This is a genomic window from Methylopila henanensis, assembly GCF_042681025.1.
Taxonomy (GTDB): Bacteria; Pseudomonadota; Alphaproteobacteria; order Rhizobiales; family Methylopilaceae; genus Methylopila; species Methylopila henanensis.
The window spans coordinates 39,130-66,077 of record NZ_JBHUER010000008.1 but is presented as its reverse complement, the minus strand read 5'-3'; the positions used below and the strand labels follow the sequence as shown (position 1 = coordinate 66,077).

The following is a 26,948-nucleotide window of genomic DNA, read 5'->3' as shown; positions in this document are numbered from 1 at the left end:
GGGACTTCGTGGACGCCCGCGAAGACGCGGGCATGACGGTCGAGCGCGCGTTCGGGCTTACGTCGCCTCGCGCAGGTGGTAGCTCTTCGGCCGCGTCATCATGTGGAAGCCGATCTCGGACAGGCTGGCGCCGCGGCCGGTGTCCTTGACGCCGGTCCAGGCGAGCGCGGGATCGAGATAGTCGCAGCGGTTCATGAACACCGTGCCGGTCTCGATCCGATCGCCGAGCGCCTCGGCGAGGTCGATATCCCGGGTCCAGATCGACGCGGTGAGGCCGTAGGGGCTGTCGTTCATCAGCCTGAGCGCCTCCTCGTCGCCGGACACCTTCATGATCCCGACCACGGGGCCGAAGCTCTCCTCCATCATCACGCTCATGGAGTGGTCGACGTTCGTGAGCACCTGCGGGGCGAGATAGGGCGTTCCCTCCCTGTCCGCGGGGAAGGCGCGCGGGTCGAGATGCGCCTTGGCGCCGCGGGCGATCGCCTCCGCGATCTGGGCGCGGACGTTTTCGGCGAAGCGGGTCGCGGACATCGGCCCGAGCGTGGTGGCGTCGTCGAGCGGATCGCCGAGCCGGTACTGCGCCGCGAGCTCCACCACGCCCGCGACGAAGCGGTCGTAATGGCGCTCGTGCACATAGACGCGCTCGATCCCGCAGCAGCACTGGCCGGAATTGTAGAACGCGCCGTCGGCGAGGTTCTCGATCGCGAAGTCGAGGTCGGCGTCCTCGCGGACGTAAGCCGGGTCCTTGCCGCCGAGCTCGAGGCCGAGGCTTGCGAAGGTGCCGGCCGCGGCGCGCTCGATCGCCCGGCCGCCGCCGACCGAGCCGGTGAAGTTGATGTGGCCGATCACGCCCGAACGGATCAGGTCCGAGGTCTCGTCATGGCCGAGATAGAGGTTGCGGAACAGGCCCTTCGGCAGACCGGCCCTGTCCATGGCCTCCTGCAGCCGCTCGCCGGCCAGCAGCGTCTGGTTGGCGTGCTTCAGCAGCACGGCGTTGCCGGCGATCAGCGCGGGCACGATGGCGTTGACGGCGGTGAGGAACGGGTAGTTCCACGGCGCGATGACGAGCACGACGCCGATCGGCGTGCGCTTGATCATGCGGCGGAACCCTGGCTTCGGCTCCGGCGTGACCGGGGCCAGCGCCTTCTCGGCGGTCGCGACGCAATGGCGGACGCGCTCCTCGACGCCGCGCATCTCGCCGCCGTACCGCACGGGACGGCCCATCTGGAGGGCGAGTTCGGGGATGATCTGCTGGTTCAGGCCGAGCAGCGCGTCGAGGAAGGCGAGCATTTTCGCGCCGCGTTCGGCGAGGGGCACGCCGGCCCACTCCTGCTGCGCGCGTTTCGCAGCCGCCACCGCCTCCGCCACCACGGCGGGCGGATCGATCGGCCGGCGGGCGACTTCGCGGCCGTCGATGGGGGAAATGCAGGTGAGGTCGGTCATGGCGGACACCCATGAACCCGGCCGAAGCGGCGACCGCCGCAAAGAACCGGGATCGTTGTCAGGAAGCGGCGCTCTCTCGTAGCACGATCTTCGAGAGGCTTCCCATGTGGGTCGCCGCCGCGCCGCCGCCGTCTCGACCGATCGAATCGCGGCTGTTCGCCTGTCCGCTTCCACGGGCGGCCCGGGGGCGCCGGGCCGCCCGCGTCGGTTCAGTGGGACTTGTACTCGCCCTTGCCGCCGGACAGCGCGAACTCCTCCTCGGGCGACAGCACGAGCTTGTGGCGGCCGTAGACCGCGAAGTAGACGGTCGCGATCGCGAACCACACCAGCACCCAGAGCACGCCCTTGGTGAAGTTCGGATCCTGCACCTGATAGAACAGCGTGACGACGGCGATCACGATGGTGGCGACCGCGCCGGGCACGCCGAGCGGGCTCTTGAACGGCCGCTTGATGTGGGCGGCGTTCTTCCGCAGCAGGATGTAGGAGACCGCCTGGGCGATGTAGGAGAACATCGCGCCCGACACCGCCATGTTGAGCAGCACGCTGCCGATGGTGGCGCCGCCGGCCTCGGCGCCGAGCGCGAACCAGATGATAAGCATCACGCCGAGGCCGACGATCGAGCCGACGATCATGGCGACGTAGGGCGTCCGGTAGGAGGCGTGCGTCACCGACAGCCCGCGCGGGAAGTAGCCGGCGCGCGAGAGCGAATAGACCTGGCGTCCCTGGGCGTAGAGGATGGTGTGGAAGCTCGCGATCAGGCCGGTGAGGGCCACGACGCCGAGCAGGACCACGCCGCCGTCGCCGTAGATCGCCTTGAAGCCGTCGAGCAGCGGCTCAAGCGAGGTGGCGAGGTGGAACGAGCCGACGCCCGCGACCGACGGGTTCAGCAGCACGATCATGAAGGCCGAGACGATCAGCGTCGCGATGCCGAGCATGATGCCCTTCGGCATGTCGCGGGCCGGATCGACCGACTCCTCGGCGGCGAGCGGAAGCTGCTCGATCGCGAGGAACAGCCACACCGCGAAGGGCAGCGTCGCCAGCACGCCCGACAGGCCGAAGGGGAAGTAGGAGCCGCCGCCCTCCGGCAGCTCGACCGGCGCGCCATCGGGTCCGGCCGCGATGTTGAGCGCCCAGCGCGAGAAGTCCATATGCGGGACGGCGCTGATCCAGAAGAACACCAGCACCGTGAGCGAAATCAGCGTGAACGCCATCGTCACCTTGAACGACAGCTCCAGGCCGAACACGTTGAGCGCCACGAAGAGCACGTAGAACGCGACCCAGACCAGCGGAGAATAGGCCGGGTCGAGGCCGAAGATCGCGTTGACGTAGCCGGTGATGAAGGTGACGACGACCGCCGGCGTGATGACATATTCGACGTTCTCGCAGAGGCCGGTGAAGAAGCCGCCCCAGGGGCCCATGGCCGTGCGGGCGAAGGAATAGGCCGCGCCGGTGTGCGGCAGCGCCGCCGACATCTCGGCGATCGAGAAGGTCAGGCCGAGATACATCACCGCGATGATCATCCCGGCGACCAGCATCCCGCCCCAGCCGCCGGTGGCGAAGCCGAAGTTCCATCCCGAGAAATGCCCGGAGATGACGGCGCCGACGCCGAGCGCCCAGAGGCTCGCCACGCCGGCGTAGCGCGTCAGTCCGCGCTTCTCGAAATATCCGGCGTCCACCGTCTGGTAGGTGACGCCGCTTTTCCCGTCCTGCGCCATGCCGCTGTTCCCCGTTGCGCCGATTGATCGGGCGCGTGACGCGCTCGCGTCCATGCGGGATGACGAGCCTTCTCGCGCGGTCACGGAGCGCTCACGCCATCGTGACCGAGGGGCAGCGTCCTGTCGGGCGCGGCCCCTGTCAACTCGGGACGAGCGTCATCGCGCCACAAAATGCGTCACGGCGCATAAATGGGCTCGTGCGACGGGAAAATGTGCGGGTAGAGGGCAGTTTCGCGAGGAGCCGGCGGGGCGGCGCCTCGCGATATGGGCTCAGACCGGAGGCGGGGGCGCGGCGATCACGAAGTGATAGACCGCGATCCCAATCGCGATGACCACGGCCGCCACCAGCAGGATGCGCCCGACCGAGGCGCCCGCCGACACCGGCTCGCGCTGCTCCTTCGCGGACTCCGGCTTCGTCTCGGCCGGCTGCGGCGCGAGCTGCGCCGGGGGCGGGGCGAAGGCCGCGACGCCCGAGGCGAGCGGCGGGGCCTCCAGCGTCTGGGGCGCGGCGTCGCGCTCGTCCGGCTCCTCGTGGGCGATCGGCGGCGCTTCCGACACCGAGGGCACGGTCTCCGCGCTCGGAGGACGGGCGACGATCTCGCGCGAGAACGCTTCGAAGAAGGCCTCGAGCTGCTGCCGCGCCACGCCGCCGACGAGGCGCGAGCCGAGCTGCCCCACCTTGCCGCCGACCTCCGCCGTGATCGAATAGGTCGCGACCGTGACGTCGCCGTCCTCGGCGAGCGCGATCTTGGCGCCGCCCTTGGCGAAGCCGGCTCCGCCCGCGGCCGCCTGACCCGACAGGACGCAGCTTTCGGGCCGGCGCTGTTCGTCGACCTTCACCTCGCCGTCGAACAGCGCCTTGACCGGCCCAATCTTGGCCGCGACCTTCCCCCTCAGTCCGTCGCCCGAGCGCTCGACGCTCTCGCAGCCGGGCACGCTGGCGCGCAGGACCTCGGGGTCGCACAGACCGGCCCATACCGCCTCGCGGGGCGCCGGAATGCGATGGGAACCAGTGAGCTCCATGACGATGTCCCGCACCCTGTTCGCTTTTTCGCGGGGCCAGTTCTAGAACCGCCCATGGGTGCCGGTCCAGCCGCATGAGGCCGGGCCGGGCGCCTTGAGCACATCGCCGCGACCGGAGCCGCCATGTCCGCCTACGTCTTCACGCCGCCTCCGCAGCCGGCCGTCGCCGTGCTCGGCCGCTCGGAGCTGTTCCCCGCCCGCCGCGTCTACTGCATCGGCCGCAACTACGCCGCCCACGCCGTCGAGATGGGCCACGACCCGGATCGCGAGCCGCCGTTCTTTTTCCTCAAGACCCCGGACGCGCTGCTGCCGGACGGGGCGACGTTCCCCTATCCGCCCGAGACCTCCGACGTGCACCACGAGATCGAGATGGTGGTGGCGCTGGAGAGGGGAGGGCGCGACGTCGCGGTGGCGGATGCGCTCGATCTCGTCTTCGGCTACGGCGTCGGCGTCGACTTCACCCGCCGCGACCTGCAGGCCGAGGCCAAGAAGCTGCAGCGGCCATGGGAGATCGGCAAGGCGTTCGACCACGCCGCGCCCTGCGGGCCGCTCGCCCGCGCGGCCGAGATCGGTCACCCCGACCGCGGGGCGATCACCCTCGACGTCAACGGCGTCCGCCGGCAGACCGGCGACCTCGACCAGATGATCTGGAAGGTGCCGGAGATGATCGCCTATCTGTCACGCTACTTCGAGCTTGCGCCGGGCGACCTGATCTTCTCCGGCACGCCGTCCGGCGTCGGCGCGGTCGCGCGCGGCGACCGGCTTGAGGGCCGGGTCGAGGGCGTCGGGGCGCTGCGGCTCGACGTCGGCTGACGCAGCCTCACGCGTTCGCCCTATCGTCAACGGTCCCGGAGTATCGATCGAGCGAACGCCCGGAGGCGCAGCGGAGGCCGACATGCTGGTCATCGACGACAAGCGCCTGATCTACGGCGTCCGCACTGCGGGCGACGGCGCGGTGACGCGCCTGCGGTGGGAGGATGTGGACGCCGCGCTCGCCGCGCCCGACGGCTTCGTCTGGCTGCATCTCGACGCCTCCGACTCCCGCGTGCAGCAGTGGCTCGCGACCTGCGAGCTTCTGCCGGAGGACGCGCGCGAGATCCTGCTCGGCTCCGACCGCCACATCCGCATCGAAGCCGGGCCGCACGGCGTCATGGGCGTGCTGGGCGACCTGCACCACGATTTCGCCGACGACCCGAACCGGATCGGCGCGCTGCGGCTGTTCTTCGACGACCGCCGCTTCGTCACCGCCCGCCGCAACGCGCTCCGCGCGGTCGACCGTCTGCGCCGCTCGGTCGAGCTCGACCGCTGCGAGCGGCGCCCGGCGCCGCTGCTGGTCGAGCTGCTGCACCATCTCTCCGACGCTTTCTCGGGCACGCTGCTGGAGACGATCGAGGAGCTCGACGACGTCGAGGCGGACGTGCTCGCCGACCGGGTGAAGGACGGCGGCGCCGCGCTCGGCCGGGCGCGGCGCACGTTCGCCCACCTGCGGCGTCATCTCGGGCCGCAGCGCATCGCGCTCGCCGGCCTGCTGGCGCGGCTTCCCGCGTGGGCGAGCGCCGAGGACGCGAGCGACCTTCGCGACGCCGTGACGCGTTTGGACGCCGTCGGCCACGATCTGGAGCTGGCTCAGGAGCGCGCGCGCCAGCTCCAGGACGAGCGCGCCGGCCGGCTCGCCGAGATCACCAACCGGAACCTCTACGTGCTCTCGATCTTCACCGCCATGTTCCTGCCGATGACGCTCGTCACCGGCGTGTTCGGCATGAATGTGGGCGGGCTGCCGGGCGTGGGGTCGGCGCACGGCTTCATCTGGACCATGGCGCTGATGGCGGCGACGGGGGCCGGCACTTTCGCGGTGCTGAAATGGGCTCGGATCATCTGACGCCGATCCGGTTCGTCCCTTCCGCTCAGCCCGCGAACGCGCGCGCCGCGAGCCTACGGCTGCGCTGGGCGTAGGCGTCGAACGCGTCCGCCGAGGCGAGGCTCTCCGCCGGGATCGTCACGGGAAGCCCAAGCGCCGCGGCGACCTCCGCCATGGCGCGCGCGCCGAAATAGGCGTTGCCGTGGACCGTGTCGCCATCCTTGCGCGCCTCGAACTCGGGCCGCAGCCGGCCGTCCGGCCCGGTCGACCAGGGCCGCGGCGAGATCATGCGGACGCCGCGCCGCGCCGCTTCCCCTGCGACGATCGTCTCTAGCGCCGCGGCGAGGGGCGCGTCGGGATGGCGTGCGGGCGGCGCGACCAGCACAACCGTGGCCCCGCCGGCCGCAAGCCAGCCCAGCAGGTCGAGCAGGGGTTCCCGCCGCGCCGCGACGATGGCGCTAAGCGCTTCCGTCGTGATGAAGTCGCGCGCGTCGTCCGGGTCCCGCGCCAGCGTGTGGCGGCGGCTGATCTCGTCCTGGACGAGGTCGAGCTGGAAGCCGAGAGTGGTCACGATCGGAAGGCGCACGTCCTCGAGCCGGCTCGCGCCGGCCGCCGCGAGCGCGGCGCTCAGCCGGGCGCGCGCCATCGGATCCGCGAAGCTCAGCCCTTGGGACGGGTCGAAGGCGAAGGCGTCCTCGTCCCAGAGGCGGCCACGCATCAGCGCGCCGCCGGCGACGCGCAGCCCGATCACCTCCGCGCCCTTCTGCAGCCGCCCCGCATGGGAGCAGCCGAACAGGAACAGGTCGGCCGTCATTGGGGCGCATCCAGCAGCTCTTCCTCGCAGGCGAGGTCGTTGGCCGTAGGCTGAGCGGGAGGCTGCGGCGCGGAGGGTGAAGGCTCCGCAGGCGCCGCGCCCTGCTCGGCGAAGAACGCCTCCATCACGAAGGCGACGCCTGCGGGCGTGATGGTGCGCATGTTCGGGTTGTAGAACATGCCCCGCATGGGCGAGGTCGCCACCATCTCGTAGGACGGGAAATAGTCGACGGTCGGGTCCCCGGCGGCGAGTTCGCCGGCGACCGCGCGCAGGGTCGACTTGGTGTAGGTGTTCGCGACCAGCGCATGTTCGCCCGAAACCGTCGCGATCAGCGGCACGGGCGAGACCGTTAGGATCACGCGGATCGCAGGGTTCAGGCGCTTGAGCACGGCGGTCGCCGCCTGCAGATCGTCGCGGATGCGCTCGAAGCCGAAATTGCGGAGGATGTGGCGCTGCGGATCGAAGCGCCCGGCCGCGACGCCGGGGCACAGCGGAAACACCTCGCCGGTCGCCGCGTCCTGCCAGCATTCGGTCAGCCCGAGCGTGAACAGGAACACGTCGGCCGACGACACGCCCCTGCGTATGGCGCGCAGCGTGGTCGCGCGCGCGGCGCGGACGTCGTCGGCGTCCGAAAACCCGCCGGGCTGGATCGCGGGCCGGAAGGGGTCGAACCAGCGCCCGTCGTCGTCGCGCCAGAGCTCGTCCGAGGGGGCCGCGTCTCCCGCCGCCCAGCCCAGCCACTGCCGCAGCAGGGCGGCCGAATAGATGTTGCCGGTGCGGAAGCTAAACACGCCGTAGCCGAAGCTTTCCGCCACGTCCGGCGGCATGCCGAACGGCGCCGGCTCCGTGTCGAGCCAGCCGAAGCCCCGGCGCTTCAGCGCGCGGCTGATGTGCTGCGCGAAGCAAGAGCCCGCGGTCGCGACCATGGCGTCGCGCCTGAGCGGCGCCTTCGGGCGCCAGATAGCGTTCAGTTCGAACGGGCTTTTCGCAGCGACCGCGAGCCGCCAGAAGGCGTCGTCGGGAAGCGTGTCGTAGGGGTGGCGGCCATCTGCGCTGGTCATCACGCGGCAGACTAGGTCACCGACCTCTAAAGCGCACCCCTATCCTTGCTGGCGGTCCGATCGCAGCGTCGCTCAAGGGGCCCGCCCGATGGGCGAGCCCCTCCGCGACTTACGCGAGGTTCTCGTTCAGGCGCCGGTCGACGATCTGGACGGTGTCGTCGATCGCGGCGTTGGGGAAGTCGAGCTGGTGCGCGATCAGCTTCACCAGCAGGTCCACGCGCTCGATGAAGGGCGCGCCGCCGGCGACAGCCCGCGCGGCCGACGATGGCTTCAGCAGGCTTTCCGCCGCCTTGGCGTATTTCTCGAACGGCACCTGGTCCGCCGGATCGGCGCCGAGCTTCCGGGCGATCGTGTCCACATGGTCGTAGATCGACTGCGACAGCGCGATGTCGCTGTGCACCGCGTCGCGGATCGAGCGCGGCTCGCCGAGCGTGATGCAGCGGTAGTTGCCGGTCAGCAGCATCGACCACTTGGCCAGCGGCACGAACAGCGAGTCGAAAACCTTGAGCTTCACCGGCACGTCCTTGCCGTCGAGCCGCACCGCGTCGATGTCCGCCTCGAGCTGCCGGAGCAGCCGGTTGTGGGCCTCGTCCTCGAAGGTCGCCGCCTTGAAGTTCGTCGGCAGGCCCACGTGCAGGACGTTGGCCTCCTCCTCCGGCGGGCGGAACGCCTGCGGGTCCGGCGAGCACAGCGAAATCAGGCCCGGCTCGAAGCGCTCCCACACCTGCGCGTTGGTGAAGGCCTCCTCGAAGTTCATGCCCTCCAGCCCGGGAATGCGCTTGAGATAGGGCAGCGGCGGCATGTTCATGATCGACAGGCAGGGCAGCTTCGCCTCGGCGATCTTGACCATCAGCACGCGGATCGTGTGGTTCGCGTATTGCGGCTCCTGCATCGCAAGGCCGACCAGATCGTACTTGGAGACGTCGATCGCCTGCGGCGGCGCCGCGTCGAGCTTGCCCGGCAGGTCGCGCGAATGGATGGCGCGGTGCTCCGCCTCGTCGCGGAGCTTGATGCGGACTTCGGTGCCGGCGCGGTTGATGAGGTCGGCCGTCTTCTCGCGACAGACGAGCGTGACGTCGTGTCCCGCCATGAGAAACTTGGTCGCCAGCAGGGAGCCGTAGGAGGCCCCAAGGATCAGAATGTTCGCCATGTCGCTCTTTTTCCGGATGACGCCCGGTGTTTAAAGCAATCTGGCATACAAGGGCTATGAGACGATAATCGTAGGCGGGCCAGCGCCGGCTGGAGGCTCCAGGCCGCGTGCGCGCTCGGGCGGATCGATCCCGGTTTCGACCGGCCTGCGCCGCGCGTGGCGGCCGGCGTGGCGCCGGTTCGTCCACCTATTCTCAACGGCTCGCGGCCACAGTCCGCATGACCGAATCCGCATGGGACGACATCGGCATGAGCCGCACGCTCGAGCGGGCGAAACAGTGGGCCCGCGCCGTCAAGCGCGACGTCGCGGCGCTGTGGATCGCCGGTCGCGATCCGCGCACGCCGCTCGCCGCCAAGGTCGTTGCGCTGGCGGTCGTGGCCTACGCGCTGTCGCCGGTCGACCTGATCCCCGACGTCATCCCGGTGCTCGGGTATCTCGACGATCTGATCATCGTCCCGCTCGGGATCATGCTGGCGATCCGGCTCATCCCGGACGAACTGCTCGCCGAGTTTCGCGCGCGGGCGGCGGCCGCGCCACGGCGCCCGGCCAGCGTCGCGGGCCTGACGGCGGTGCTCGTCATCTGGGCCGGCGCTCTCGGCCTGCTGGCGTTCTGGCTGCTCTGACCAGCCGCCTATCAGAGGCGGCTCCGACGATCAGCGGGCGCGTCGGTCCGCCGATCGCGCGGAATGGGATCGCCGCCGGTCAGGTGCGCCAGGGATGGGCCGGAAGCTCCCACGCGCCGAGCGCCTTCGCGCCCGCGGTGGCGACGGCGTGGTCGTTCTCGACCGAAGAGCCGCTCACCCCGATGGCCCCGACCATCACGCCCTCGCTGTCCACGATCGGCAGGCCGCCGGGGAAGGTGATCAGGCCGCCGTTCGAATGCTCGATGCCGTAGAGCGGGCCGCCCGGCTGCGACAGCTTGCCGATCTCGCCGGTCGGCATGCCGAAGAACACCGCCGTCTTCGCCTTCTTGATCGCGATGTCGATCGAGCCGACCCACGCGTCGTCCATGCGGTGGAACGCCTTGAGGTCCGCGCCCGAGTCCACGATCGCTATGCACATGAAGGTGTCGATCTCGCGGGCCTTCTCGATCGCCGCGCGGATGGCCGCCTCGGCGTTCTCAATCGTGACATGCATGGCGAACTCCTCAGGTTTCCGGTCCGGTGGACGCGGGAGAGGGCATATAGACGGGGCGCGTTCTTCGACCGCCCGACTTTCGCAGCACGCGCCATGCGCTCCGCCGCTGACGCGACGATCCGGGCGCAGCTTCCGCTCGGCCCGAAGGCGTCACTCGGAACCGGGAGCCGCGGCTGGCGTTTCGAGTCGTCGGCGGGAGGTTGCGGACGTGGCGCCACGAGCGAACTGGAAGGGCTTCCTGAAGGTCGGCGAGGTCGTCTGCCCGGTCGCGCTGTACACCGCGGCGTCGACCTCGGACCGGATCGCGTTTCATACCCTCAACCGCGAGACCGGCAACCGCGTGCGCCGGCAGTATGTCGACGCGGACACCGGCCGGCCGGTCGAGCGCGACGATCAGGTCAAGGGCTATGAGACCTCGTCGGGCGACTATGTCGTCCTGGAGCCCGACGAAGTCGCCGCCGCGACGCCGGAGAGCGACAAGACGCTCGAGATCGACGCCTTCATCCCGTGCGACGGCGTCGACGACGTCTATTTCGACAAGCCCTACTATCTCGCGCCTTCGGACCCAACCGCCCACGAAGCGTTCGAGCTGATCCGCGAGGGGATGCGGAAGAAGAAGGTCGCCGCGCTGGCGCGGACGGTGCTGTTCCGGCGCGAGCGCACGGTCCTCATCCGCCCGCATGATGTCGGCCTCGTCGGCACGACGCTCAACTTCGACTACGAGGTCCGCTCGTCCGCCGACGCGTTCAGCGACGTGCCGAAGACCAAGATACAGGGCGAGATGCTGGATCTCGCCAGGCACATCATCGACACCAAGCGCGGCGCGTTTGATCCGACCGCGTTCGACGACCGCTACGAGGCGGCCCTCGCCGAGCTTGTGAAGGCCAAGATCGAGGGCAGAAAGATCACGCCGCGCAAGCCGAAGGCGCCGGCGAAGGTCACCGACCTCATGGAGGCGCTGCGCCAGAGCGCCGGCGCGTCCGGGGGCGCTTCGAAGAAGGCGTCGGCGGCGGCGAAGGGTTCCGCCAAGACGAAGAAGGCGACGGCCGCCTCCCGGAGCGGCGGACAGACCGAGCGGCGGAAGGCGAGCTGAGCGATGGCGCTCGACGTCTACCGGCGCAAGCGCGACTTCAAGAAGACGTCCGAGCCGGCCGGGTCCGACGACGCGCTCGGAACCGGTGACGGCTACCTGATCCAGAAGCACGCCGCCCGGCGGCTGCATTACGACCTGCGGCTGGAGATGGACGGCGTCCTGAAGAGCTGGGCCGTCACTAAGGGACCGAGCCTCGTTTCGGGCGAAAAGCGCCTGGCGGTTCGGACCGAGGATCATCCGATCGAGTACGGGACCTTCGAGGGAACGATCCCCAAGGGCGAATACGGCGGCGGGACGGTCGTGCTGTGGGACCGCGGCCGCTGGTCGCCGATCGGCGACGCGGCGCACGGCTTCAAGAAGGGCCATATCGAGTTCGAGCTTCACGGCGAAAAGCTCACAGGCCGCTGGCGTCTCGTGCGGATGGCCGACCGGCGCGGCGAGACCCGCGAAAACTGGCTGCTGATCAAGGGGGATGACGCGGCCGCGCGCGGCGCCTCGGATCCCGACATCCTCGAAGAGCGTCCGGAGTCGGTGAAGACGGGTCGGCTCGTCGAGGAGATCGCAGGCGAGGCGCCCGGGTGGTCGTCGAAGACCGGCCGGATTGAGAAGCGATCGTCTGCGACCGCGACGAAGCGGGCGGCGTCACGCTCCCCGAAGGCGCGCGACGCCGCGGTCGCCGCAGCCCTTCCGGCGAAGGCGAAGCCCGGGCCGCTGCCCGACTTCGTGCCGCCGGCGCTCGCGACTTTGGCGGCGAAGGCGCCGGCGGGCGCCCGATGGATTCATGAGATCAAGTTCGACGGTTACAGGCTGCTCGCCCGCGTCGAGGCCGGCCGCGTCAGGCTGCTGACCCGCAGCGGGCTGGACTGGACGAAGAGGTTCGGAAAGCCCGTCGTCGAGGCCCTGAAAGCGCTCCCCGCGCGGGATGCGCTGATCGACGGCGAGCTCGTCGTCGAGAACGCGGCCGGCGCGTCGGACTTCTCCGCGCTGCAGGAGGCATTGAGCGAGGGCCGGAGCGACGGCTTCGTCTTCTTCGTCTTCGACCTGCTCCACCTCGACGGCCACGATCTGACCGGCTGCGGGCTGCTCGACCGCAAGGAGGCACTCGCCAGGCTGATCGCCGGCGCCGACCCCGTCATCCGTTTCAGCGAGCATTTCGACGAGAACGGCGGGCTGGTGCTGGAGCACGCGTGCCGGCTCAGCCTCGAAGGCGTGGTCTCCAAGATCCGCGACGGGACATATGTCTCGGGCCGGGGGCGCGGCTGGGTGAAGTCGAAATGCGCGCACAGGCAGGAGTTCGTGATCGGCGGTTACATGCCGTCGAGCACGGCGTCGAGCGCGATCGGCTCGCTCGCGCTGGGCGCCTACGAAGACGGACGGCTCGTCTATGTCGGACGGGTGGGGACGGGTTTTTCCGCGAAGGTTGCGGCGGACCTGTTCGCCAAGCTCCAGCCGCTGGAGGCGAAGCGCTCTCCCTTCGCCGGAAAGCTGACGGCGGACGAGGCGCGCGGCGTCCGGTTTGTGAAGCCCGAGCTTGTCGCCGAGATCGAATTCCGGGCCTGGACCGGCGATCATCACCTGAGGCACGCGGCGTTCCGCGGCCTGCGCGAGGACAAGCCGGCTGGCGAGGTGCGGCGCGAGACGCAGAGCGACGGGGCGCCCGAGGCGGTCGCGGCGCCTTCCGTGAAGCTCACGCACCCGGATCGCCTCTACTGGCCCGAGACCGGCGTCACCAAGCAGGGGCTCGCCGACTACTACATGGAGGTCTGGCCGAAGATCGCGCCGTTCGTCGTCGGCCGGCCGCTTTCGCTGCTGCGGTGCCCTGGCGGCGTCGCCGAGCAATGCTTCTTCCAGAAGCACGGCTGGAAAGGCATGAACAAGCACATCGGGCTGTCTACCGATCCGACCGACGACGAGCCAGTCCTGACGATCGACAGCCGGGAGGGGCTGCTCGGCCTCGTCCAGGGCGGGGTCCTGGAGATCCACCCCTGGGGCTCCTCGATGAAGGCGCTCGAAAAGCCTGACATGATCATCATGGACCTCGATCCCGGCGAGGGCGTCGAATGGCCGGCGGTGATCGACGCCGCGCTGGAGGTGAAGCAAAGGCTGGAAGCCGCCGGGCTGACCGCCTTCGTCAAGACGTCCGGAGGCAAGGGGCTCCACGTCGTCGCGCCGGTGAAGCCGAAAGCCCAATGGCCCGACGCCAAGGCCTTCGCCAAGGCGATCGCGGACGCCATGTCCTTCGACGATCCGTCCCGCTACGTCGCGACCGTCAGCAAGGCGAAGCGCCGCGGAAAGATCCTGGTCGACTACCTGCGCAATGGCCGCGGCGCGACGGCGGTCGCGCCCTATTCGACCCGCGCGAGGCCCGGCGCCGCCGTCTCGGCCCCGTTGAGCTGGGACGAGCTCGGCCCCGGCGTCGGCCCCGCGCAGTTCACGGTCGACAACATGCCGGCGCGGCTCGCCGCGATGGCCTCCGACCCCTGGGAAAATTTCCGGAAGGCCGCGGCGCCGATCCCGGACGGCGCGAAGACGAAGCGGCGGCGCGCCGGCTAGCGCGGCTTCGCTTTTTCCTTCGACGACGCGATGCTCTTCCGCAGCGCGTCCATGATGTTGATGACGTTCCCGGTCTCGGCCTGCGGTTCGGCCTTGGGCTTGGCGACCTTCTTCGCGCCCTTCTTTTTCTTCGACTTGATGAGGTCCAGCAGGCGCGCCTGGACGGGGTCGTCAACCATGTCGGCGGACCAGCTCTTCGTCCGCTCGTCGATCAGCGAGCCCACCAGCCGCATCAGCTTGGGGTCCGGCTTGGCCTGCTTGATACCGCCGAAATAGTCGGCCGCGTCGCGGACCTCGTCGCCGTAGCGGAGCGTCCACAGCACGATGCCCCTGTCGCGCGGCTCGAGCAGCACGGCGCGTTCGCGGCGATAGAGCACCAGCCGCGAAATACCGACCACGTCGGTCGCCGCCATCGCCTCCCGGATGACGGCGAAGGCTTCCGCGCCCACCTTGTCGTTCGGCGCGAGATAGTGAGGCTTGTCGTACCAGATCCAGCCGACGCTATTGCGCGGGCAGAACATCTCGATATCGATCGTGTGGGTCGTCTCGAGCGCGACGGCGTCGAGCTCGTCGTCCTCGAGCATGACGTGGTCGTTCTCGCCGCGCTCGTAACCCTTGACCTCGTCGTCGCTGGCGACCGGCTTCCCGGTGACGCTGTCGACATACTCGCTGACGACGCGATTGCCGGTCTTGCGGTTGAGCGTATGGAAGCGGATCCGCTCGCTCTCCGAGGTGGCCGGCGTCATCGCCACCGGGCAGGTGACGAGCGAGAGCTTCAGATAACCCTTCCAGAACGCCTTCATCGCCATCGCGCGCCCTCCCGATCACTCCCCAACCGGCGGCGCGCCTTTTTTGTTCCCGCCGGACGGCGCGGCCACCTGTCCGCCAGAACCATCGACGGCCGGAGGCGTTGTCCGGACACGTCCACGACGGCGAGCCGCGCGGGCTGTTCGCCGCCGCGTCAGGCTCCTCGCGAGCCAGGCCGGACGCCGCGCCACGGCATGGAGCCGACATGCTGACCGAGACGTCCGACGCCTATCTGCTCGAATCCTGCCTGCGGCTGCTCGCGGCCGCGGGCTGCGGCATCGCCATCGGGCTCAATCGCGATCTCAAGCAGAAGCCGATGGGAATGCGCACGTTGGGCCTCGTCGCCGTCGGCGCGGCGGTGGTGTCGCTCGCCGCTCTTCAGCCTGCCGAGCTACGCGACAACCCCGACGCCTTCAGCCGCGTGGTGCAGGGCATCCTTCAGGGCGTTCTGACGGGCATCGGCTTCATCGGCGCCGGCGCGGTGCTGAAGCTGCCGAACGACAGCGCCATAAGGGGGCTGACGACGGCCGCCGCCGTGTGGGCGACAGCCGCGCTCGGCGTCGCGTGCGCCCTCGCGGACTGGCGCTTCATGCTCGCCGCCTTCTTCGTCACCGGCGTCGTCCTGATCCTGCCGAGGAAGATCGCCCGCTGGCTCGGCTTCGACCCGGGCGAGTGACGCGCTCCAGAAGAACGGCTGAAGCGCGTTCGCTCAGCTCCGCCTTGCCCAATGGCGCTGGGCGGTCCGTCAGACGACGGCCTGCCCGCCGGCGATCGTCAGTAAGGCGCCGGATGTGTAGCTCGCCTCGTCGGACGCCAGCATCACATAGGCCGAGGCGAGCTCCGCCGGCTGGCCAGGACGTCCGAACGGCGTCTTTGCTCCGAAGGTCTCGACCGCCTCGGGCGGCATGCCGGCCGGAATGAACGGCGTCCAGATCGGTCCCGGCAGCACCGCGTTCACCCGAATGCCCTTCTCGGCGAGCAGCTGGGCGAGGCCGACCGTGAGATTCGCGATCGCGCCTTTCGTGGCGGCGTAGGGCAGCAGCTGGGGCGAGGGGTCCTTCGAGTTGACCGACGCCGTGTTGATGATCGCGGAGCCCGGCTTCATCCGGCGCGTCGCGAGCTGCGTCAGGTGGAACGTGGCGTGGACGTTGACGTCGAACGTCTTCGTCCATTCCTCGAGCGTCACCTCGTCGATCGACTGGAATGGCCGCTGGTAGGCGGCGTTGTTGACCAGGATGTCCACGCCGCCGAGCTCCGATGCGGCGCGCTCGATCACCTCTTCGCGAAAGCGGGCGTCGCTGAGGTCGCCCGGCGCCATCACCGCCTTGCGCCCGGCCTCCTCGATGTGCCGGCGGCAGGTCGCGCCGTCGTCCCCCTCGCTCGGCAGATGGACGACGAGCAGATCGGCGCCCTCGCGCGCGAAAGCGATCGCCACCGCGAGGCCGATGCCGCTGTCCCCGCCGGTGATGATCGCCTTCTTGCCCTGAAGCTTGCCGGAGCCCTTGTAGCTCGTCTCGCCGTGGTCAGGACGGGGGTCCATCTTCTCCGTGAGGCCGGGGAAGGACTGCGGCTGTTTCGGGAAGGGCGGAACGGGAAAATGCTTCATCGCGTGCTCCTTGTGTCAGGAGTCCAACGATGCGGCGCAGCTTTCGTTCGCCCGGCGGTCCGAAGATCAGTCCCCGCCGCGCCGCAGGAACCCGCGGTCGTCTACCCGCACGGCCGCATCAGGACGGGCACCGACTTGGCCGCCGGAACCTTGGACCCCCTCGCGTGGTGCCAGAGAGGGATCAAAGGGTTGCACTCCGGATAGTAGGCGCCGACGCAGCCTTCCGGAATGTCGTAGGCCACGATCCGGAAGCCTTCGACCTCGCGTTCGAAATCGTCGGCCACGGTGCGCATCGCCACGGTCTGGCCGTCCGCGAGCGAGAGCCGGGCGATGTCGTTCGCATGCATGAAGACCACCATCCGCGTGCCTTCGACGCCGCGGAAGCGGTCGTCGAAACCGTAGACGGTCGTGTTGAACTGGTCGTTCGACCGCAACGTGATCAGCCGCAGCGCGTCCGGCTGCGGCGCCGGCATGTCGGGATTTTCGTCGAGGCTGTCGGGGAAAATGAAACTGGCCTTGCCCGTCGGCGTGTTCCATTCGCGCTCGCGGGCCGCGATCGGCTTTGGAAACCCGCCGGGCGTCTCGATGCGCTCGTTGAAGCGCGGAAACACCTGGGGATAGGTCGCCTCGATGGCGTCGCGGACACGGGCGTAGTCTGCCGTCCAGCCGTCCCAGTCGATCAACGGATTGGCCGGCAGCGTCGCCTTGGCGACGCCGGCGACGATCGCGGGTTCCGACAGCAGCGTCGTCGCGCAGGGCTCGGCGAACCCGTGCGAGGCGTGGAAATGCGAGGTCGAGTCCTCGATCGAAACGATCTGCGGCCCGCCCGCCTGCCGGTCGATCTCGATGCGGCCGAGGCACGGCAGCAGGTAGGCCGCTCGGCCGTGGACCACGTGGCTGCGGTTCAGCTTGGTGGCGATCTGGACCGACAGCTTCAGCTTGCGCCAGCCGTCCTCCATCCGCGCGGTCTCGGGGGTCGCTCGGAGGAAATTGCCGCCGAGCGAAACGAACGCCTCGACCTCGCCGTCGATGATCCCCTTGCAGACGTCGACGGTCGCCATGCCGTCCTCGCGCGGCGGCTCGAAGCCGTAGAGCTCCTTCAGCCTGTCGAGCGGCGCGAGGCTGGCCTTCTCGGTGATCCCGACGGTGCGCTGGCCCTGCACGTTCGAGTGGCCGCGCACCGGACATATGCCGGCGCCGGGACGGCCGACATTGCCCTTCATCAGCAGCAGGTTCATGAGCATCTGGACGTTGTCGACGCCGGACCAGTGCTGGGTCAGCCCCATGCCGTAGACGCCGATCGCGGCGCTGGACCTGGAATAGGCCTCCGCCGCGGTTTCGATCGCCTCGCGCGTCAGGCCCGAACAGCGTTCGAGCTCAGCCCAGTCCTTCCCGCGGCAGGCGTCGGCGAAAGCGTCGTAGCCGTGGCAGTGCTCGGCGATGAAGGCGTGGTCGATCACCTTCGCCCCGGGCGCCGCAGCGTCGTCGATCGCGATCAGCGCCTTGCACAGGCCGAACAGCGCGGCGAGGTCGCCGCCCGCCTTCACCTGATGGTACTGCGTCGAGATGCGGGTCTCGGCCCCGGTCAGCATCTCGGTCGGCGCCTGCGGATTGGTGAAGCGCTCGAGCCCGCGCTCCTTGAGCGGGTTGAACGTGATGATCGGCACGCCGCGCTTCGCCGCGTCCTGCAGCGGATGCAGCATGCGCGGCGCGTTCGATCCGACGTTCTGGCCGAAGAAGAAGATCAGGTCGGCGTGCTCGAAATCCTCGAGGAACACGGTCCCGACCGGCACGCCGATGCTCTCGGGCAGGGCCACCGACGTGCTCTCGTGGCACATGTTGGAGCTGTCCGGCAGGTTGTTGGCGCCGTGGGCGCGCGCCAGCAGCTGGTACATGTAGGAGGTTTCGAGCGAGGCCCGGCCTGACGCGTAGAAGGCCGCTCGCTTCGGATCGGTCGCCTTCAGCGCCGCGCCGATCTCCTCGAACGCCCTTTCCCAGGCGATCGGCTGATAGGTGTCGCTCGCCGGATCATATTTTAGCGGCTCGGTCAGCCGGCCCTGATCCTCGAGCTCGAAGTCCGACCAGCCTTCGAGCTCGGTCAGCGTATGGCGCGCGAAGAAATCGGCCCCGATCGTCTTCGACGTCAGTTCCCATCCGGTCGCCTTCGCGCCGTTCTCGCAGAATTCGAACGCATGCGGGTCGCGCGGCTTCGACCACGCGCAGCTGACGCAGGCGAAGCCGCCGGGCTTGTTCTGCCTCCAGAGCGCCGCGCCGCTCCTGAGCGGCGCCCCGTCATGGACGAGCGCCCGGCCGACCGATCTGGCCGAGCCCCAGCCGCCGGCGGGCCCGTCATAGGTCTCGATATGGCCGTCGCGCGCCATCCTGTCCGCTCCTCCCTGAAGGCTTCCCCGGACGCTGTTCGTCTGGGGATCTCAAGGGCAACGGCCAGGGGCGTCCGGCGTTCCGCGCCGCCGTTCAACGGCGCGCGAGGAGCGGAGGCCGCGCGATCGGCGCAGGTTCGTCAAGCGTCGCATGCCGGACGACCTCAGGCTCAAGGCTTGGAGGAATCGCGCGCCAGGCGAGCGTCACTCCTCCGGGCGCGACGGGGACGGCGTCTCCCGCGGGGGCTTGAGGGGCGACCTGCGGGCAGGCGTCCCGGTCCCGAGCGTTTTTCTGAGGGCGGCCGGGCTCACCCCGACTTCCGCGGAGAAGACCCGGGTGAGATGGCTCTGGTCCGCGAAGCCGCACTGGGCGGCGATGTCCGCGATGGCGGCGTCCGAGTTCAGCAACGCGGCCTGGGCGGCCTCTATGCGCAGCCGGCGCGACCACCGATACGGGGTTTCGCCCACCGACATGCGGAAGGCGCGGATGAAGTGGCCGCGGGAGAGGCCGCAAAGCGTGGCGACCTCCGCGACGGTCCGTTTCGGCTCGCCGCCGGCGCCCAGCTCCTGAAAGGCGATCCGGCGTTGTTCGGGCGTGAGCCCGCCGGGGCGCCGGAAGTCGCTCGTGCCTGGCCGCCGCGTCATGACGCGGCGGCCTCTTCGCCCCTGCTTTTCCTGCCCTTGAGCCAGTCCTCTGCGACCTGGACATCGGCCTCGCCGAACACGCCCCCGGCGAGCCGGCGGAAGACGCGCGGCGTGCCGTTCTCGAGAACCTCGCTCCGGGGGGACAGCAGGGCCGCGCCCGGCGTGACCGCCGCCTCAAGCCCGATCAGGTCGGTCTCGCCGACGCCGACCCGCCCCCGGCGCGCGGGCCCGCTGATCGCGGTGACGTGGCGAAGGGCTGCGCCGCTCATGGCGAGGACTCCGTTCGATGGCCCCGACCTCGGGACGCCGATTTCGCTTGAACGAAAGTACGCGCCAGGCTGAGATATTAAACGGAAACAATCGAAAATCACTGTTTCGGGGAATGGACCAATGGCGACGCTTCCCGACTTCGAGGCCTGGGCGATCTTCGCCCGCGTCGCGGCCCGCGGCTCCCTCAGCCGGGCGGCGGCCGACCTCAACCTCTCCAAGGCTACGGTCTCGAAGGCCGTGGCGAGGCTGGAGGCGCGCATCGGGACGCCCCTGTTTCACCGCACCACGCGCCGCCTGTCGCTCACCGAGGCCGGCCGCGCCGCGGTCCCGAACGCCGAGCGGATCCTTGGCGCGGGCGAGGAGGCGGAGGCCGAGGCCATCGCCCAGTCGGCCTCGCCCCGCGGCGTCGTGCGGCTCGCGACGCCGATGTCGTTCGGCCTGGCGCATGTCGCGCCGCTGCTGCCGGAGTTCTTCGCCGCCTATCCGGACGTTTCGGTCGACATGGAGCTCAGCGACCACACCGTCGATCTGATCGAGGGCGGCTTCGACCTCGCGCTTCGGATCGCGAGCCTGTCGGACTCGCGGCTGAAGGTGCGGAGGCTCTGCCGGGTGAATCGGGTGCTGGTCGGCGCGCCCGCCTATTTCGAGCGGAGGGGCCGGCCGTCCCATCCGCGCGACCTCGCCGGCCACGCATGCCTCGGCTACTCCTACCTCGCCTCGCGCGACCGCTGGCGGTTCCTGCGCGAGGACGGCGAGGAGGCCGCCGTCACGCCGTCCGGACCCATGCGCGCCAACAACGCCGACGCGTTGACGCCGAGCCTGATGGCCGGGCTCGGGCTCGCGGTGCAGCCCGAGTTCATCGTCTGGCGGGACATAGCGGCGGGGAGGCTGGAGGCGGTGATGTGCGACTGGCGCCCGCCGCCGATCGCGCTGAACGTCGTGACCCCGCCCGGGTCGCTGCGTCCCCCGCGGGTGACGGCGCTGATCGAGTTCCTCGCGCGTCGGCTGGCGAAAGCCCCGTGGGCGACCCCGGAGCCGGCCGAGACGGCGGCCAAGTAGCCGGGCCACTGTCGTCAGGCGCGCCTGCGGGCCCGCGCTCGCCAAGGTCTCGCTTTCTCGGCCTCAGTATCGGAACTGGATCTCCCCGCCCACGAAGTGGACGGTCTTCCCGGGCCCGGTTTCGCTCAGGAAGCGACCGGGTTCGAAAAGCGCGTAGGACGTCTCGAGCGTCACGTTCGGCGTCGCCTCCCAGCCCAGCACGACCTCGGCCTGCGTCCCGACGTAGCGCGCCCGGCTTCCGCCGGACGGCCGGATGAGGTTTCCGGGGTTGCCGTAGACGCCGTCGTCGAGCGACTGCCGCCAGTAGAAGACGGCCGCGCCAGTCAGCGACCAACCAGACCCGAGCGACACCCCGATGGCGGGATGCAGGTTCACGAGGTTGGCCGGGCCGATCAGCCCGATCTCGCCGAAGTACTTGCCCTTGGGGAACAGCGCATTGAACGTGCCCAGGCGGCCGCCCGGCCCGCCGTCGCCGCTGATGACGTTTGCCTTGAGTTCGACGAACGGCTGAAGGGGCACTGCGGAAAAGGTGTAGCGCGTGTCCGTCGCCACCGACCAGGCCAGGATCTTCTCGTCGCCAAAAGTCCCGAGCTGCAGCATCGCCTCGTGGTTCCAGCTCCAGTCGTCTAGCGACCCAAAGAACCGGGCGCCGAAGGTGTGGCGGCGCTCGTTCCCGACGCTACTGTCGAAGCGCGCATCCTCGCGCCCGTAGCCGATCCAGTAGAGGTCGAGGCCCGACTTCGGCGCGAGCTCCGGCAAGGCGCGGGTCGCGTAGAGACCGTAGACCTTGCGGGTGCGGTCTGACCGATCGTCGAAGTCCCCGAGCGCGTTCTCGACGGGGCGATAGGCGAAGGCGTCGGCGGTCCAGCCGCCGAGTTCCAGCCGCGCCCGCGCGCCGTCGAACGACAGGGGCACGTTCGGCCCGAAGCGCAGGCCGATGAGACGCTCCGAGCCATAAGCGACCATCTGCCTGCCTCCGCGGACCGAAAGTTCGCCTGATCCGACCGGCGCGCTCGCCTCCGCAAAACCTTGCAGCAGCTCGACCCCGGTCTCGTCCACCGGTCCCTTGGTCAGCGCGCTGCGGTCGGTCCAGGCGCCCAGCATCTGACCGAAGAAGCGGAGGTTCGGTCCGAGACGGAGGTCCGCGTAGGGCATGACGCGCGACCAGCCGTAGGTCTCGTTGGGCTTCGCGGCGTCGAAGTTGTCGGCGTAGCTCTCAAACCGCAGCCGGAGGTCCGCGCCGATCGTCAGGAAGCTGCCGCCCGCGGTGTCGAGGGGCATGAACTTGAGCGCCTCCCACGCCGCGCCCGTGCGGTTGGCGGGCTCCCGGAGCGCGCCCCAGTTCTCGTCCGCCCGATTGTTCGAGAAGGACGGAGGCTCGGCGCCTGCCGGGACGGCCGTGGCCGCGCCGACGATCGACGCCGCGGCGGCCGTCCGGAGGGAGCGGAGCATGGCTCCGTCACCCTCCCGTGGAGGTCTTCAGGTCGAGGCCAAGCAGGTGGCGCACGACCGGAGCCTCCGGCCCGACATGGAAGCGCCGGGTCGCCTGCTGCAGGTCCGCGTCGGCGTGGGAGACGCGCTTGTGCTGGCGAAGGTGTTCGGCCCAGCTTTCGACCATGAACCACTCGACGATCTTTTCGGGATCCTCGGCGTCCTCCGTCACGCCGCAGGCATAGGCGCCGTCGCGCCGCCGCTCGTCGCCAAGGCGGGCGATGGCCTTGAGGAAGTTCTCGCGATCCTCGCGGCGGACCCGGTATTCGATCTGGATCATCACCGGCCCGCGGTCGTGTTCGACCGGTTCGGCGGTCAGCGGCTCCGGCCAGTGGTTGGAAGGCGTAAGGTCCGTTTCGCCCTTCGGCAGCGTGCGGCGGCGCAGCAGCAGGCCTGCGGCGGCGAGGCAGGCGGCCGCGACGAGCAGCGTCGCGGCGACGCCGAGATGGTGCGCGACGAGGCCCCAGAGCAGGCTGCCGCCGGTCATCGCGCCGTTGAAGACCGTAAGGTAGACCGCCAGCCCGCGACCGCGGACCCAGTTCGGCAGGATCGCCTGAGCGGCGCCGTTCAGCGTCGTCAGCGCGACGATCCAGGCGACGCCGAGAAGCAGCAGGCCGGCGAGCGCGACGGGCTTCGGAGGCGCGAAGGAAAGACCGGCCATGACGAGCGCGGCGACGATGGCGGCGAACAGCAGCAGGCCGTCGGTCCCGAGCCGCGCGCGCAGCTTCGGCATGACCAGCGCGCCGAGGATCGCGCCGAGGCCGACCGCGCCGAGCAGCAGGCCGTAGAAGCTCGCGGTCCCTTCCAGCAGCCCGCGCGCGATCAGCGGCAGCAAGGCCCAGACGGCGCTGGCGCAGGCGAAGAACACGGCGGCGTGGAACAACACGCGGTGAAGCTCGCGGCTCGCCTTGGCGTAGCGGAGGCCCGCCCGGAACGCGCCCGAGAAACGTTCGGCGAGCGCGTCGTCGGCCGCCTTCGGCCGCGGCCACCACACCAGAGCCGCGATGACGAGGAGGTAGGAGACGACGTCGACGCCATAGGTCGCCGCAGCGCCCATTGCTCCCAACAGGATGCCGCCGGCCGCAGGTCCGATCGAGCGCGCGATGTTGATGCCGAGCGAGTTCAGCGCGACGGCGTCGCGTAGCTCTCCGCGCGGCACGAGTTCGGGGACGATCGACTGCCAGGTCGGCCCCATCAGCGCCGCGCCGACGCCGCCGACGAAGGTGAGCGCGACGAGGGAGGAGACCGTGAGGCCGCCGGAGGCCGCGAGGATCGCGAGCGTAAGGCTCGTCAGGCCCAGCAGCACCTGGATGGCGATCAGGAGCTTGCGGCGGTCGAGGATGTCGGAGAGCACGCCCGCCGGGATCGCCAGCAGGAAGATCGGCAGCGTGGCGGCCGCCTGCACCAGCGCCACGGCCGCCGGCGAGGCCGCGAGGTCGGTCACGAGCCAGGCGCTCGCGACGTCGCGCATGAAGGAGCCGACGTTCCCGACCACGGTCGCGCCCCACAGCACGGCGAACAGCGGGCGGCGCAGCGGCGCGAAGGCGTTCGAAGCGGGGGGCGTGGTCATGGCGAGATATCTCTCGGTCTCCGCCGACCGTCATGCCCGCGCCTTCGCGCGGGTATCCACGACTTCGACGTCGAGCGAAGCAGAAGGACGTCGTGGATGCCCGCCAAGGCGGGCATGACGGCTGGGGGCTCTCTGGTCTAGCTCTTCACGAAGGCGAGGAGGTCTGCGTTGAGGACGTCGGCGTTGACGGTCAGCATGCCGTGGCCGAAGCCGGGATAGGTCTTGAGCGTCCCGTTCTTCAGCAGCGGAGCCGAAAGCCGGGCGCTGGCGTTGATCGGGACGATCTGGTCGTCCTCGCCGTGCAGCACCAGCGTCGGCACGCTGATCGCCTTCAGGTCCTCGGTCTGGTCGGTCTCCGAGAACGCCTTGATGCCGTCGTAGTGCGCCTTGGCCGAGCCCGTCATGCCCTGCCGCCACCAGTTGTTGATCACGCCCTGGTCGACCTTCGCGCCCGGCCGGTTGAAGCCGTAGAAGGGCCCGCTCGGCACGTCGAGGAAGAACTGGGCGCGGTTGCCCGCGGTCGCCTGGCGGAAGCCGTCGAATACCTCGATCGGCAGGCCGCCGGGATTGGCGTCGGTCTTGAGCATCAGCGGCGGCACCGCGCTGACCAGAACCGCCTTGGCGACGCGGCCCTGCGGCTCGCCGTGCTTGGCGACGTAGCGCGCCACCTCGCCGCCGCCGGTGGAATGGCCGATGTGGACGGCGTTCCTCAGGTCGAGATGCTGGACGACGGCGGCGGCGTCGGCGGCGTAGTGGTCCATGTCGTGGCCGTCCCAGACCTGCGCCGAGCGGCCGTGGCCCCGGCGGTCGTGGGCGACGACGCGGTAGCCCTGCGACAGGAAGAACAGCAGCTGCGCGTCCCAGTCGTCAGAGGACAGCGGCCAACCGTGGTGGAACACGATCGGCTGCGCCTCCTTCGGACCCCAGTCCTTGTAGAAAATCTCGACGCCGTCGGACGTCGTGACGAAAGGCATGTCTTTGTCCTCGCGTTGGATGGCGGTCACACCGCCCAGCATGCGCAACCGAGCGCGCCCCAGAAAGTCTTGAGATCGGCGACCGGCAAACGGCCGGACGCCGCCCGCGCATGGGCGTGGCCGTGCACGCCGCAGGCGTTGGCGCAAGCGCAGGCCGTCGACTGAAGGCGCAGCGCGGCGTCCTTCTTCGCCTCGGCCTTCCAGGCGCCGTAGCCGCCATAGGCGCGGACCGGCGACCAGTCGGGCATGGCGGGCGGAAACTCGGTCTCGTCGAGTTTCTCGAAGTCGGCCTTGGCGTAGACGACCCTGCCGCCGACCACCGTGAGGTCCGAGGTGATCGAGGAGATCTCGTCGGGGGCGCAGGCGAAGTAGTCGCGGTCCGGCACGATGAAGTCGGCGAGCATCCCGGGCGCGATGCGGCCCTTCCTGCCTTCCTCGTTCGAGAACCAGGTGACGTTCTCAGTCCACATCCTGAGCGCCGTCTCACGGTCGAGCCGGGCGCGGGAGGGATAGAGAGCCAGGCCCCCGACCGTCCGGCCGGTGACGAGCCAGGACAGCGAGACCCAAGGGTTGTAGGAGGCGACGCGGGTGGCGTCGGTCCCGGCCGAGACTTTCACGCCCTTCTCCAGCATCCGCGCGAAGGGCGGCGTCTCCTCGGCCGCGCCCGCGCCGTAGCGCTCGACGAAGTATTCGCCCTGATAGGCCATGCGGTGCTGCACCGCGACGCCGCCGCCGAGCGCCGCCACCCGGTCGATCGAGCGCTCCGAGATCGTCTCGGCATGATCGAAAAACCAGTTGAGGCCCTTGAGCGGGATATCCTGGTCGACCTTCTCGAACACGTCGAGCGCGCGCGAGATGGTTTCGTCATAGGTGGCGTGCAGCCGCCACGGCCAGCGGTTCTCGGCCAGCACCCGGACGACGCCCTCGAGGTCGCCCTCCATCTCGGCCGGCATGTCGGGGCGCGGCTGGCGAAAATCCTCGAAGTCGGCTGCGGAGAAGACCAGCATCTCGCCCGCGCCGTTGTGGCGGAAGTAGTCGTCGCCCTGCTTGTACTTCGAGGTTTGCGTCCAGCGGACGAAGTCCTCCTTCTCCTGCTTCGGCTTCTGCGTGAACAGATTGTAGGCGAGGCGGATGGTGAGCTGGCCTTCGTCGGCGAGCTTCTGGATGACCGCATAGTCGTCAGGGTAGTTCTGGGAGCCGCCGCCGGCGTCGATCGCGCCGGTGAGGCCGAGTCGGTTCAGGTCGCGCATGAAGTGGCGCGTCGAGTTGACCTGATACTCGAAGGGCAGCTTCGGTCCCTTGGACAGCGTCGCGTAGAGGAGGGTGGCGTTGGGCTTCGCGATCAGCAGGCCGGTCGGGTTTCCGCCCGCGTCGCGGGTGATCTCGCCGCCGGGCGGGTTCGGCGTGTCCTTGCCGTAGCCGACCGCCCTGAGCGCCGCGCCGTTCAGCAGCGCGCGGTCGTAGAGGTGGAGGATGAACACCGGCGTCTCGGGCGCGGCCTGGTTCAGCTCCTCGATGGTCGGCAGGCGCTTCTCGGCGAACTGGTTCTCGGTGAAGCCGCCCACGACCCGCACCCATTGCGGCGGCGGCGTGATCGCGACCTGCGCGCGCAGCATGTCCATGGCGTCCTTCAGCGACGGCACGCCGTCCCAGCGCAGCTCCATGTTGAAGTTGAGCCCGCCGCGGATGAGATGCAGGTGGTTGTCGATCAACCCCGGCAGCACGCGCCGGCCGTTGAGGTCCACGACCTTCGTCTGCGGCCCGCGATGCGCCATCACCTCGTTCTCGCGGCCGACCGCAAGGAAGCGGCCGTCCTTGATCGCGAAGGTTTCCGCTTCGGGCGCGGACCGGTCGAGCGTCGTGACGAGACCCTTGATGATGATGAGGTCGGCGGTCGTCGCGTCGGTCATTGTCGTCCCTCCGGCGGGCGCGGCCCGCGATGGCGAGGTGAGGCCCGCGGCGAGCGCGGCGGCGGCCGCCCCAAGGCTCGCCTCGCGGCGCGTCGGGCTCATGAGCCGGCTCCGTCGGTCGGCGGCGGGGAAGCGTCGGAATGGCGGCCGGGCAGCGCGCCGAAGAGATGCGCGCCGCATTTCGCCTCGGCCCAGGCGACCGCCGGGCTGAGGCCGGCGACCAGCTTCTGGCCGACCGGCACGATCTGCTCGCCGACAAGGATGCCGAGCAGGCCGACCAGCGCCACCAGGGGCGGCGCGGGCGAGCGGACATGCAGCAGGCTGTAGACGACGCCGACCAGAAGGCCGGCGCCGGCCGAGAGCAGATACATCTTCATCGGCGCGCGCC

Annotated in this window: 23 protein-coding genes and 1 pseudogene; 7 read left to right on the top strand and 17 right to left on the bottom strand. The window is 69.8% G+C overall.

The window, feature by feature from the left end:
• Window positions 1-57: 57 nt before the first annotated feature.
• The 3 genes from ACFSCV_RS10775 to ACFSCV_RS10765 form a co-directional block, all read right to left on the bottom strand.
• Entirely contained in the window at window positions 58-1,443 is a 1,386-nt protein-coding gene (locus ACFSCV_RS10775) for an aldehyde dehydrogenase family protein (RefSeq protein ID WP_378799594.1), read from the bottom strand.
• A 209-nt stretch (window positions 1,444-1,652) separates the two neighbouring features.
• Window positions 1,653-3,158, bottom strand: a complete 1,506-nt coding sequence (locus ACFSCV_RS10770; RefSeq protein ID WP_378799593.1) for an amino acid permease — start codon at window positions 3,156-3,158, stop codon at window positions 1,653-1,655.
• Window positions 3,159-3,428: 270 nt separating this feature from the next.
• Window positions 3,429-4,181, bottom strand: coding sequence for a CoxG family protein (locus ACFSCV_RS10765; RefSeq protein WP_378799592.1), 753 nt, complete (start codon window positions 4,179-4,181; stop codon window positions 3,429-3,431).
• Window positions 4,182-4,304: 123 nt separating this feature from the next.
• On the opposite strand from ACFSCV_RS10765, the gene ACFSCV_RS10760 reads away from it, so the two are divergent.
• Together ACFSCV_RS10760 and ACFSCV_RS10755 are read left to right on the top strand one after the other, a co-directional pair.
• Complete coding sequence (locus tag ACFSCV_RS10760) at window positions 4,305-4,994, top strand: fumarylacetoacetate hydrolase family protein (protein ID WP_378799591.1); 690 nt, start codon at window positions 4,305-4,307, stop codon at window positions 4,992-4,994.
• Window positions 4,995-5,076: 82 nt separating this feature from the next.
• The gene (locus ACFSCV_RS10755; protein ID WP_378799590.1) at window positions 5,077-6,060 is read left to right on the top strand and encodes a CorA family divalent cation transporter; all 984 of its coding nucleotides are present in this window, start codon (window positions 5,077-5,079) and stop codon (window positions 6,058-6,060) included.
• Between the two features lie 25 nt (window positions 6,061-6,085).
• On the opposite strand, the gene ACFSCV_RS10750 is transcribed toward ACFSCV_RS10755, so the two are convergent.
• From ACFSCV_RS10750 to ACFSCV_RS10740, 3 genes are all read right to left on the bottom strand, one after another.
• Window positions 6,086-6,853: a hypothetical protein gene (locus ACFSCV_RS10750; protein WP_378799589.1), complete on the bottom strand. Its 768-nt coding sequence runs from the start codon at window positions 6,851-6,853 to the stop codon at window positions 6,086-6,088.
• Window positions 6,850-7,914 (bottom strand): GSCFA domain-containing protein, encoded by a 1,065-nt coding sequence (locus ACFSCV_RS10745; protein ID WP_378799588.1) that lies wholly within the window; start codon window positions 7,912-7,914, stop codon window positions 6,850-6,852. Before ACFSCV_RS10745 ends, ACFSCV_RS10750 begins: the two co-directional genes overlap by 4 nt.
• A gap of 109 nt (window positions 7,915-8,023) precedes the next feature.
• Entirely contained in the window at window positions 8,024-9,064 is a 1,041-nt protein-coding gene (locus ACFSCV_RS10740; RefSeq protein ID WP_378799587.1) for a ketopantoate reductase family protein, read from the bottom strand.
• A gap of 218 nt (window positions 9,065-9,282) precedes the next feature.
• Here ACFSCV_RS10740 and ACFSCV_RS10735 point away from each other — a divergent pair, with 218 nt between their 5' ends.
• A complete protein-coding gene (locus tag ACFSCV_RS10735) occupies window positions 9,283-9,687 on the top strand; it encodes a YkvA family protein (protein ID WP_378799586.1) in 405 nt (134 codons plus the stop codon).
• A gap of 79 nt (window positions 9,688-9,766) precedes the next feature.
• Here ACFSCV_RS10735 and ACFSCV_RS10730 read toward each other — a convergent pair whose 3' ends face one another.
• Window positions 9,767-10,201 (bottom strand): GlcG/HbpS family heme-binding protein, encoded by a 435-nt coding sequence (locus tag ACFSCV_RS10730; protein ID WP_378799585.1) that lies wholly within the window; start codon window positions 10,199-10,201, stop codon window positions 9,767-9,769.
• A 208-nt stretch (window positions 10,202-10,409) separates the two neighbouring features.
• Here ACFSCV_RS10730 and ku (ACFSCV_RS10725) point away from each other — a divergent pair, with 208 nt between their 5' ends.
• A complete protein-coding gene (ku, locus tag ACFSCV_RS10725) occupies window positions 10,410-11,294 on the top strand; it encodes a non-homologous end joining protein Ku (RefSeq protein WP_378799584.1) in 885 nt (294 codons plus the stop codon).
• A gap of 3 nt (window positions 11,295-11,297) precedes the next feature.
• On the top strand, window positions 11,298-13,847 hold the full coding sequence (gene ligD / locus ACFSCV_RS10720; protein WP_378799583.1) for a DNA ligase D: 2,550 nt from the start codon (window positions 11,298-11,300) through the stop codon (window positions 13,845-13,847).
• On the opposite strand, the gene ku (ACFSCV_RS10715) is transcribed toward ligD, so the two are convergent.
• On the bottom strand, window positions 13,844-14,656 hold the full coding sequence (ku, locus tag ACFSCV_RS10715; protein WP_378799582.1) for a non-homologous end joining protein Ku: 813 nt from the start codon (window positions 14,654-14,656) through the stop codon (window positions 13,844-13,846). The two genes, ligD and ku (ACFSCV_RS10715), sit on opposite strands and share 4 nt — an antisense overlap.
• Window positions 14,657-14,859: 203 nt before the next feature.
• Between ku (ACFSCV_RS10715) and ACFSCV_RS10710 the strand changes: the two genes are divergently transcribed.
• Window positions 14,860-15,330, top strand: coding sequence for an MgtC/SapB family protein (locus ACFSCV_RS10710; protein ID WP_378799581.1), 471 nt, complete (start codon window positions 14,860-14,862; stop codon window positions 15,328-15,330).
• Between the two features lie 69 nt (window positions 15,331-15,399).
• Here the strand turns inward: ACFSCV_RS10710 and ACFSCV_RS10705 are convergent, their stop codons facing one another.
• From ACFSCV_RS10705 to ACFSCV_RS10690, 4 genes and pseudogenes are all read right to left on the bottom strand, one after another.
• Window positions 15,400-16,260: an SDR family oxidoreductase gene (locus tag ACFSCV_RS10705; RefSeq protein WP_378799580.1), complete on the bottom strand. Its 861-nt coding sequence runs from the start codon at window positions 16,258-16,260 to the stop codon at window positions 15,400-15,402.
• A gap of 101 nt (window positions 16,261-16,361) precedes the next feature.
• The gene (locus tag ACFSCV_RS10700) at window positions 16,362-18,641 is read right to left on the bottom strand and encodes an FdhF/YdeP family oxidoreductase (RefSeq protein ID WP_378799579.1); all 2,280 of its coding nucleotides are present in this window, start codon (window positions 18,639-18,641) and stop codon (window positions 16,362-16,364) included.
• A 204-nt stretch (window positions 18,642-18,845) separates the two neighbouring features.
• Window positions 18,846-19,286: a helix-turn-helix domain-containing protein gene (locus tag ACFSCV_RS10695; RefSeq protein WP_378799578.1), complete on the bottom strand. Its 441-nt coding sequence runs from the start codon at window positions 19,284-19,286 to the stop codon at window positions 18,846-18,848.
• Window positions 19,287-19,342: 56 nt separating this feature from the next.
• Window positions 19,343-19,492, bottom strand: a pseudogene (locus tag ACFSCV_RS10690) (alpha/beta hydrolase); the annotation flags it as partial.
• 184 nt (window positions 19,493-19,676) lie between these two features.
• On the opposite strand from ACFSCV_RS10690, the gene ACFSCV_RS10685 reads away from it, so the two are divergent.
• Window positions 19,677-20,615, top strand: coding sequence for a LysR family transcriptional regulator (locus ACFSCV_RS10685; RefSeq protein WP_378799577.1), 939 nt, complete (start codon window positions 19,677-19,679; stop codon window positions 20,613-20,615).
• Between the two features lie 63 nt (window positions 20,616-20,678).
• Here ACFSCV_RS10685 and ACFSCV_RS10680 read toward each other — a convergent pair whose 3' ends face one another.
• From ACFSCV_RS10680 to ACFSCV_RS10660, 5 genes are all read right to left on the bottom strand, one after another.
• Window positions 20,679-22,067: an alginate export family protein gene (locus ACFSCV_RS10680; protein WP_378799576.1), complete on the bottom strand. Its 1,389-nt coding sequence runs from the start codon at window positions 22,065-22,067 to the stop codon at window positions 20,679-20,681.
• 7 nt (window positions 22,068-22,074) lie between these two features.
• A complete protein-coding gene (locus tag ACFSCV_RS10675; RefSeq protein ID WP_378799575.1) occupies window positions 22,075-23,676 on the bottom strand; it encodes an MFS transporter in 1,602 nt (533 codons plus the stop codon).
• A 137-nt stretch (window positions 23,677-23,813) separates the two neighbouring features.
• Window positions 23,814-24,650 (bottom strand): alpha/beta fold hydrolase, encoded by an 837-nt coding sequence (locus tag ACFSCV_RS10670; RefSeq protein WP_378799574.1) that lies wholly within the window; start codon window positions 24,648-24,650, stop codon window positions 23,814-23,816.
• Between the two features lie 26 nt (window positions 24,651-24,676).
• Entirely contained in the window at window positions 24,677-26,662 is a 1,986-nt protein-coding gene (locus tag ACFSCV_RS10665; RefSeq protein WP_378799573.1) for an amidohydrolase, read from the bottom strand.
• A complete protein-coding gene (locus ACFSCV_RS10660; protein ID WP_378799572.1) occupies window positions 26,659-26,937 on the bottom strand; it encodes a XapX domain-containing protein in 279 nt (92 codons plus the stop codon). The genes ACFSCV_RS10665 and ACFSCV_RS10660 overlap by 4 nt, the downstream gene beginning before the upstream one ends.
• Window positions 26,938-26,948 lie beyond the last annotated feature (11 nt).

Coding starts and splice junctions, on each gene's coding strand:
- ACFSCV_RS10775 (WP_378799594.1), bottom strand. CDS start 1,443: ATGACCGACCTCACCTGCATTTCCCCCATCGACGGCCGCGAAGTCGCC.
- ACFSCV_RS10770 (WP_378799593.1), bottom strand. CDS start 3,158: ATGGCGCAGGACGGGAAAAGCGGCGTCACCTACCAGACGGTGGACGCC.
- ACFSCV_RS10765 (WP_378799592.1), bottom strand. CDS start 4,181: ATGGAGCTCACTGGTTCCCATCGCATTCCGGCGCCCCGCGAGGCGGTA.
- ACFSCV_RS10760 (WP_378799591.1), top strand. CDS start 4,305: ATGTCCGCCTACGTCTTCACGCCGCCTCCGCAGCCGGCCGTCGCCGTG.
- ACFSCV_RS10755 (WP_378799590.1), top strand. CDS start 5,077: ATGCTGGTCATCGACGACAAGCGCCTGATCTACGGCGTCCGCACTGCG.
- ACFSCV_RS10750 (WP_378799589.1), bottom strand. CDS start 6,853: ATGACGGCCGACCTGTTCCTGTTCGGCTGCTCCCATGCGGGGCGGCTG.
- ACFSCV_RS10745 (WP_378799588.1), bottom strand. CDS start 7,914: ATGACCAGCGCAGATGGCCGCCACCCCTACGACACGCTTCCCGACGAC.
- ACFSCV_RS10740 (WP_378799587.1), bottom strand. CDS start 9,064: ATGGCGAACATTCTGATCCTTGGGGCCTCCTACGGCTCCCTGCTGGCG.
- ACFSCV_RS10735 (WP_378799586.1), top strand. CDS start 9,283: ATGACCGAATCCGCATGGGACGACATCGGCATGAGCCGCACGCTCGAG.
- ACFSCV_RS10730 (WP_378799585.1), bottom strand. CDS start 10,201: ATGCATGTCACGATTGAGAACGCCGAGGCGGCCATCCGCGCGGCGATC.
- ligD (WP_378799583.1), top strand. CDS start 11,298: ATGGCGCTCGACGTCTACCGGCGCAAGCGCGACTTCAAGAAGACGTCC.
- ku (WP_378799582.1), bottom strand. CDS start 14,656: ATGGCGATGAAGGCGTTCTGGAAGGGTTATCTGAAGCTCTCGCTCGTC.
- ACFSCV_RS10710 (WP_378799581.1), top strand. CDS start 14,860: ATGCTGACCGAGACGTCCGACGCCTATCTGCTCGAATCCTGCCTGCGG.
- ACFSCV_RS10705 (WP_378799580.1), bottom strand. CDS start 16,260: ATGAAGCATTTTCCCGTTCCGCCCTTCCCGAAACAGCCGCAGTCCTTC.
- ACFSCV_RS10700 (WP_378799579.1), bottom strand. CDS start 18,641: ATGGCGCGCGACGGCCATATCGAGACCTATGACGGGCCCGCCGGCGGC.
- ACFSCV_RS10695 (WP_378799578.1), bottom strand. CDS start 19,286: ATGACGCGGCGGCCAGGCACGAGCGACTTCCGGCGCCCCGGCGGGCTC.
- ACFSCV_RS10685 (WP_378799577.1), top strand. CDS start 19,677: ATGGCGACGCTTCCCGACTTCGAGGCCTGGGCGATCTTCGCCCGCGTC.
- ACFSCV_RS10680 (WP_378799576.1), bottom strand. CDS start 22,067: ATGCTCCGCTCCCTCCGGACGGCCGCCGCGGCGTCGATCGTCGGCGCG.
- ACFSCV_RS10675 (WP_378799575.1), bottom strand. CDS start 23,676: ATGACCACGCCCCCCGCTTCGAACGCCTTCGCGCCGCTGCGCCGCCCG.
- ACFSCV_RS10670 (WP_378799574.1), bottom strand. CDS start 24,650: ATGCCTTTCGTCACGACGTCCGACGGCGTCGAGATTTTCTACAAGGAC.
- ACFSCV_RS10665 (WP_378799573.1), bottom strand. CDS start 26,662: ATGAGCCCGACGCGCCGCGAGGCGAGCCTTGGGGCGGCCGCCGCCGCG.
- ACFSCV_RS10660 (WP_378799572.1), bottom strand. CDS start 26,937: ATGAAGATGTATCTGCTCTCGGCCGGCGCCGGCCTTCTGGTCGGCGTC.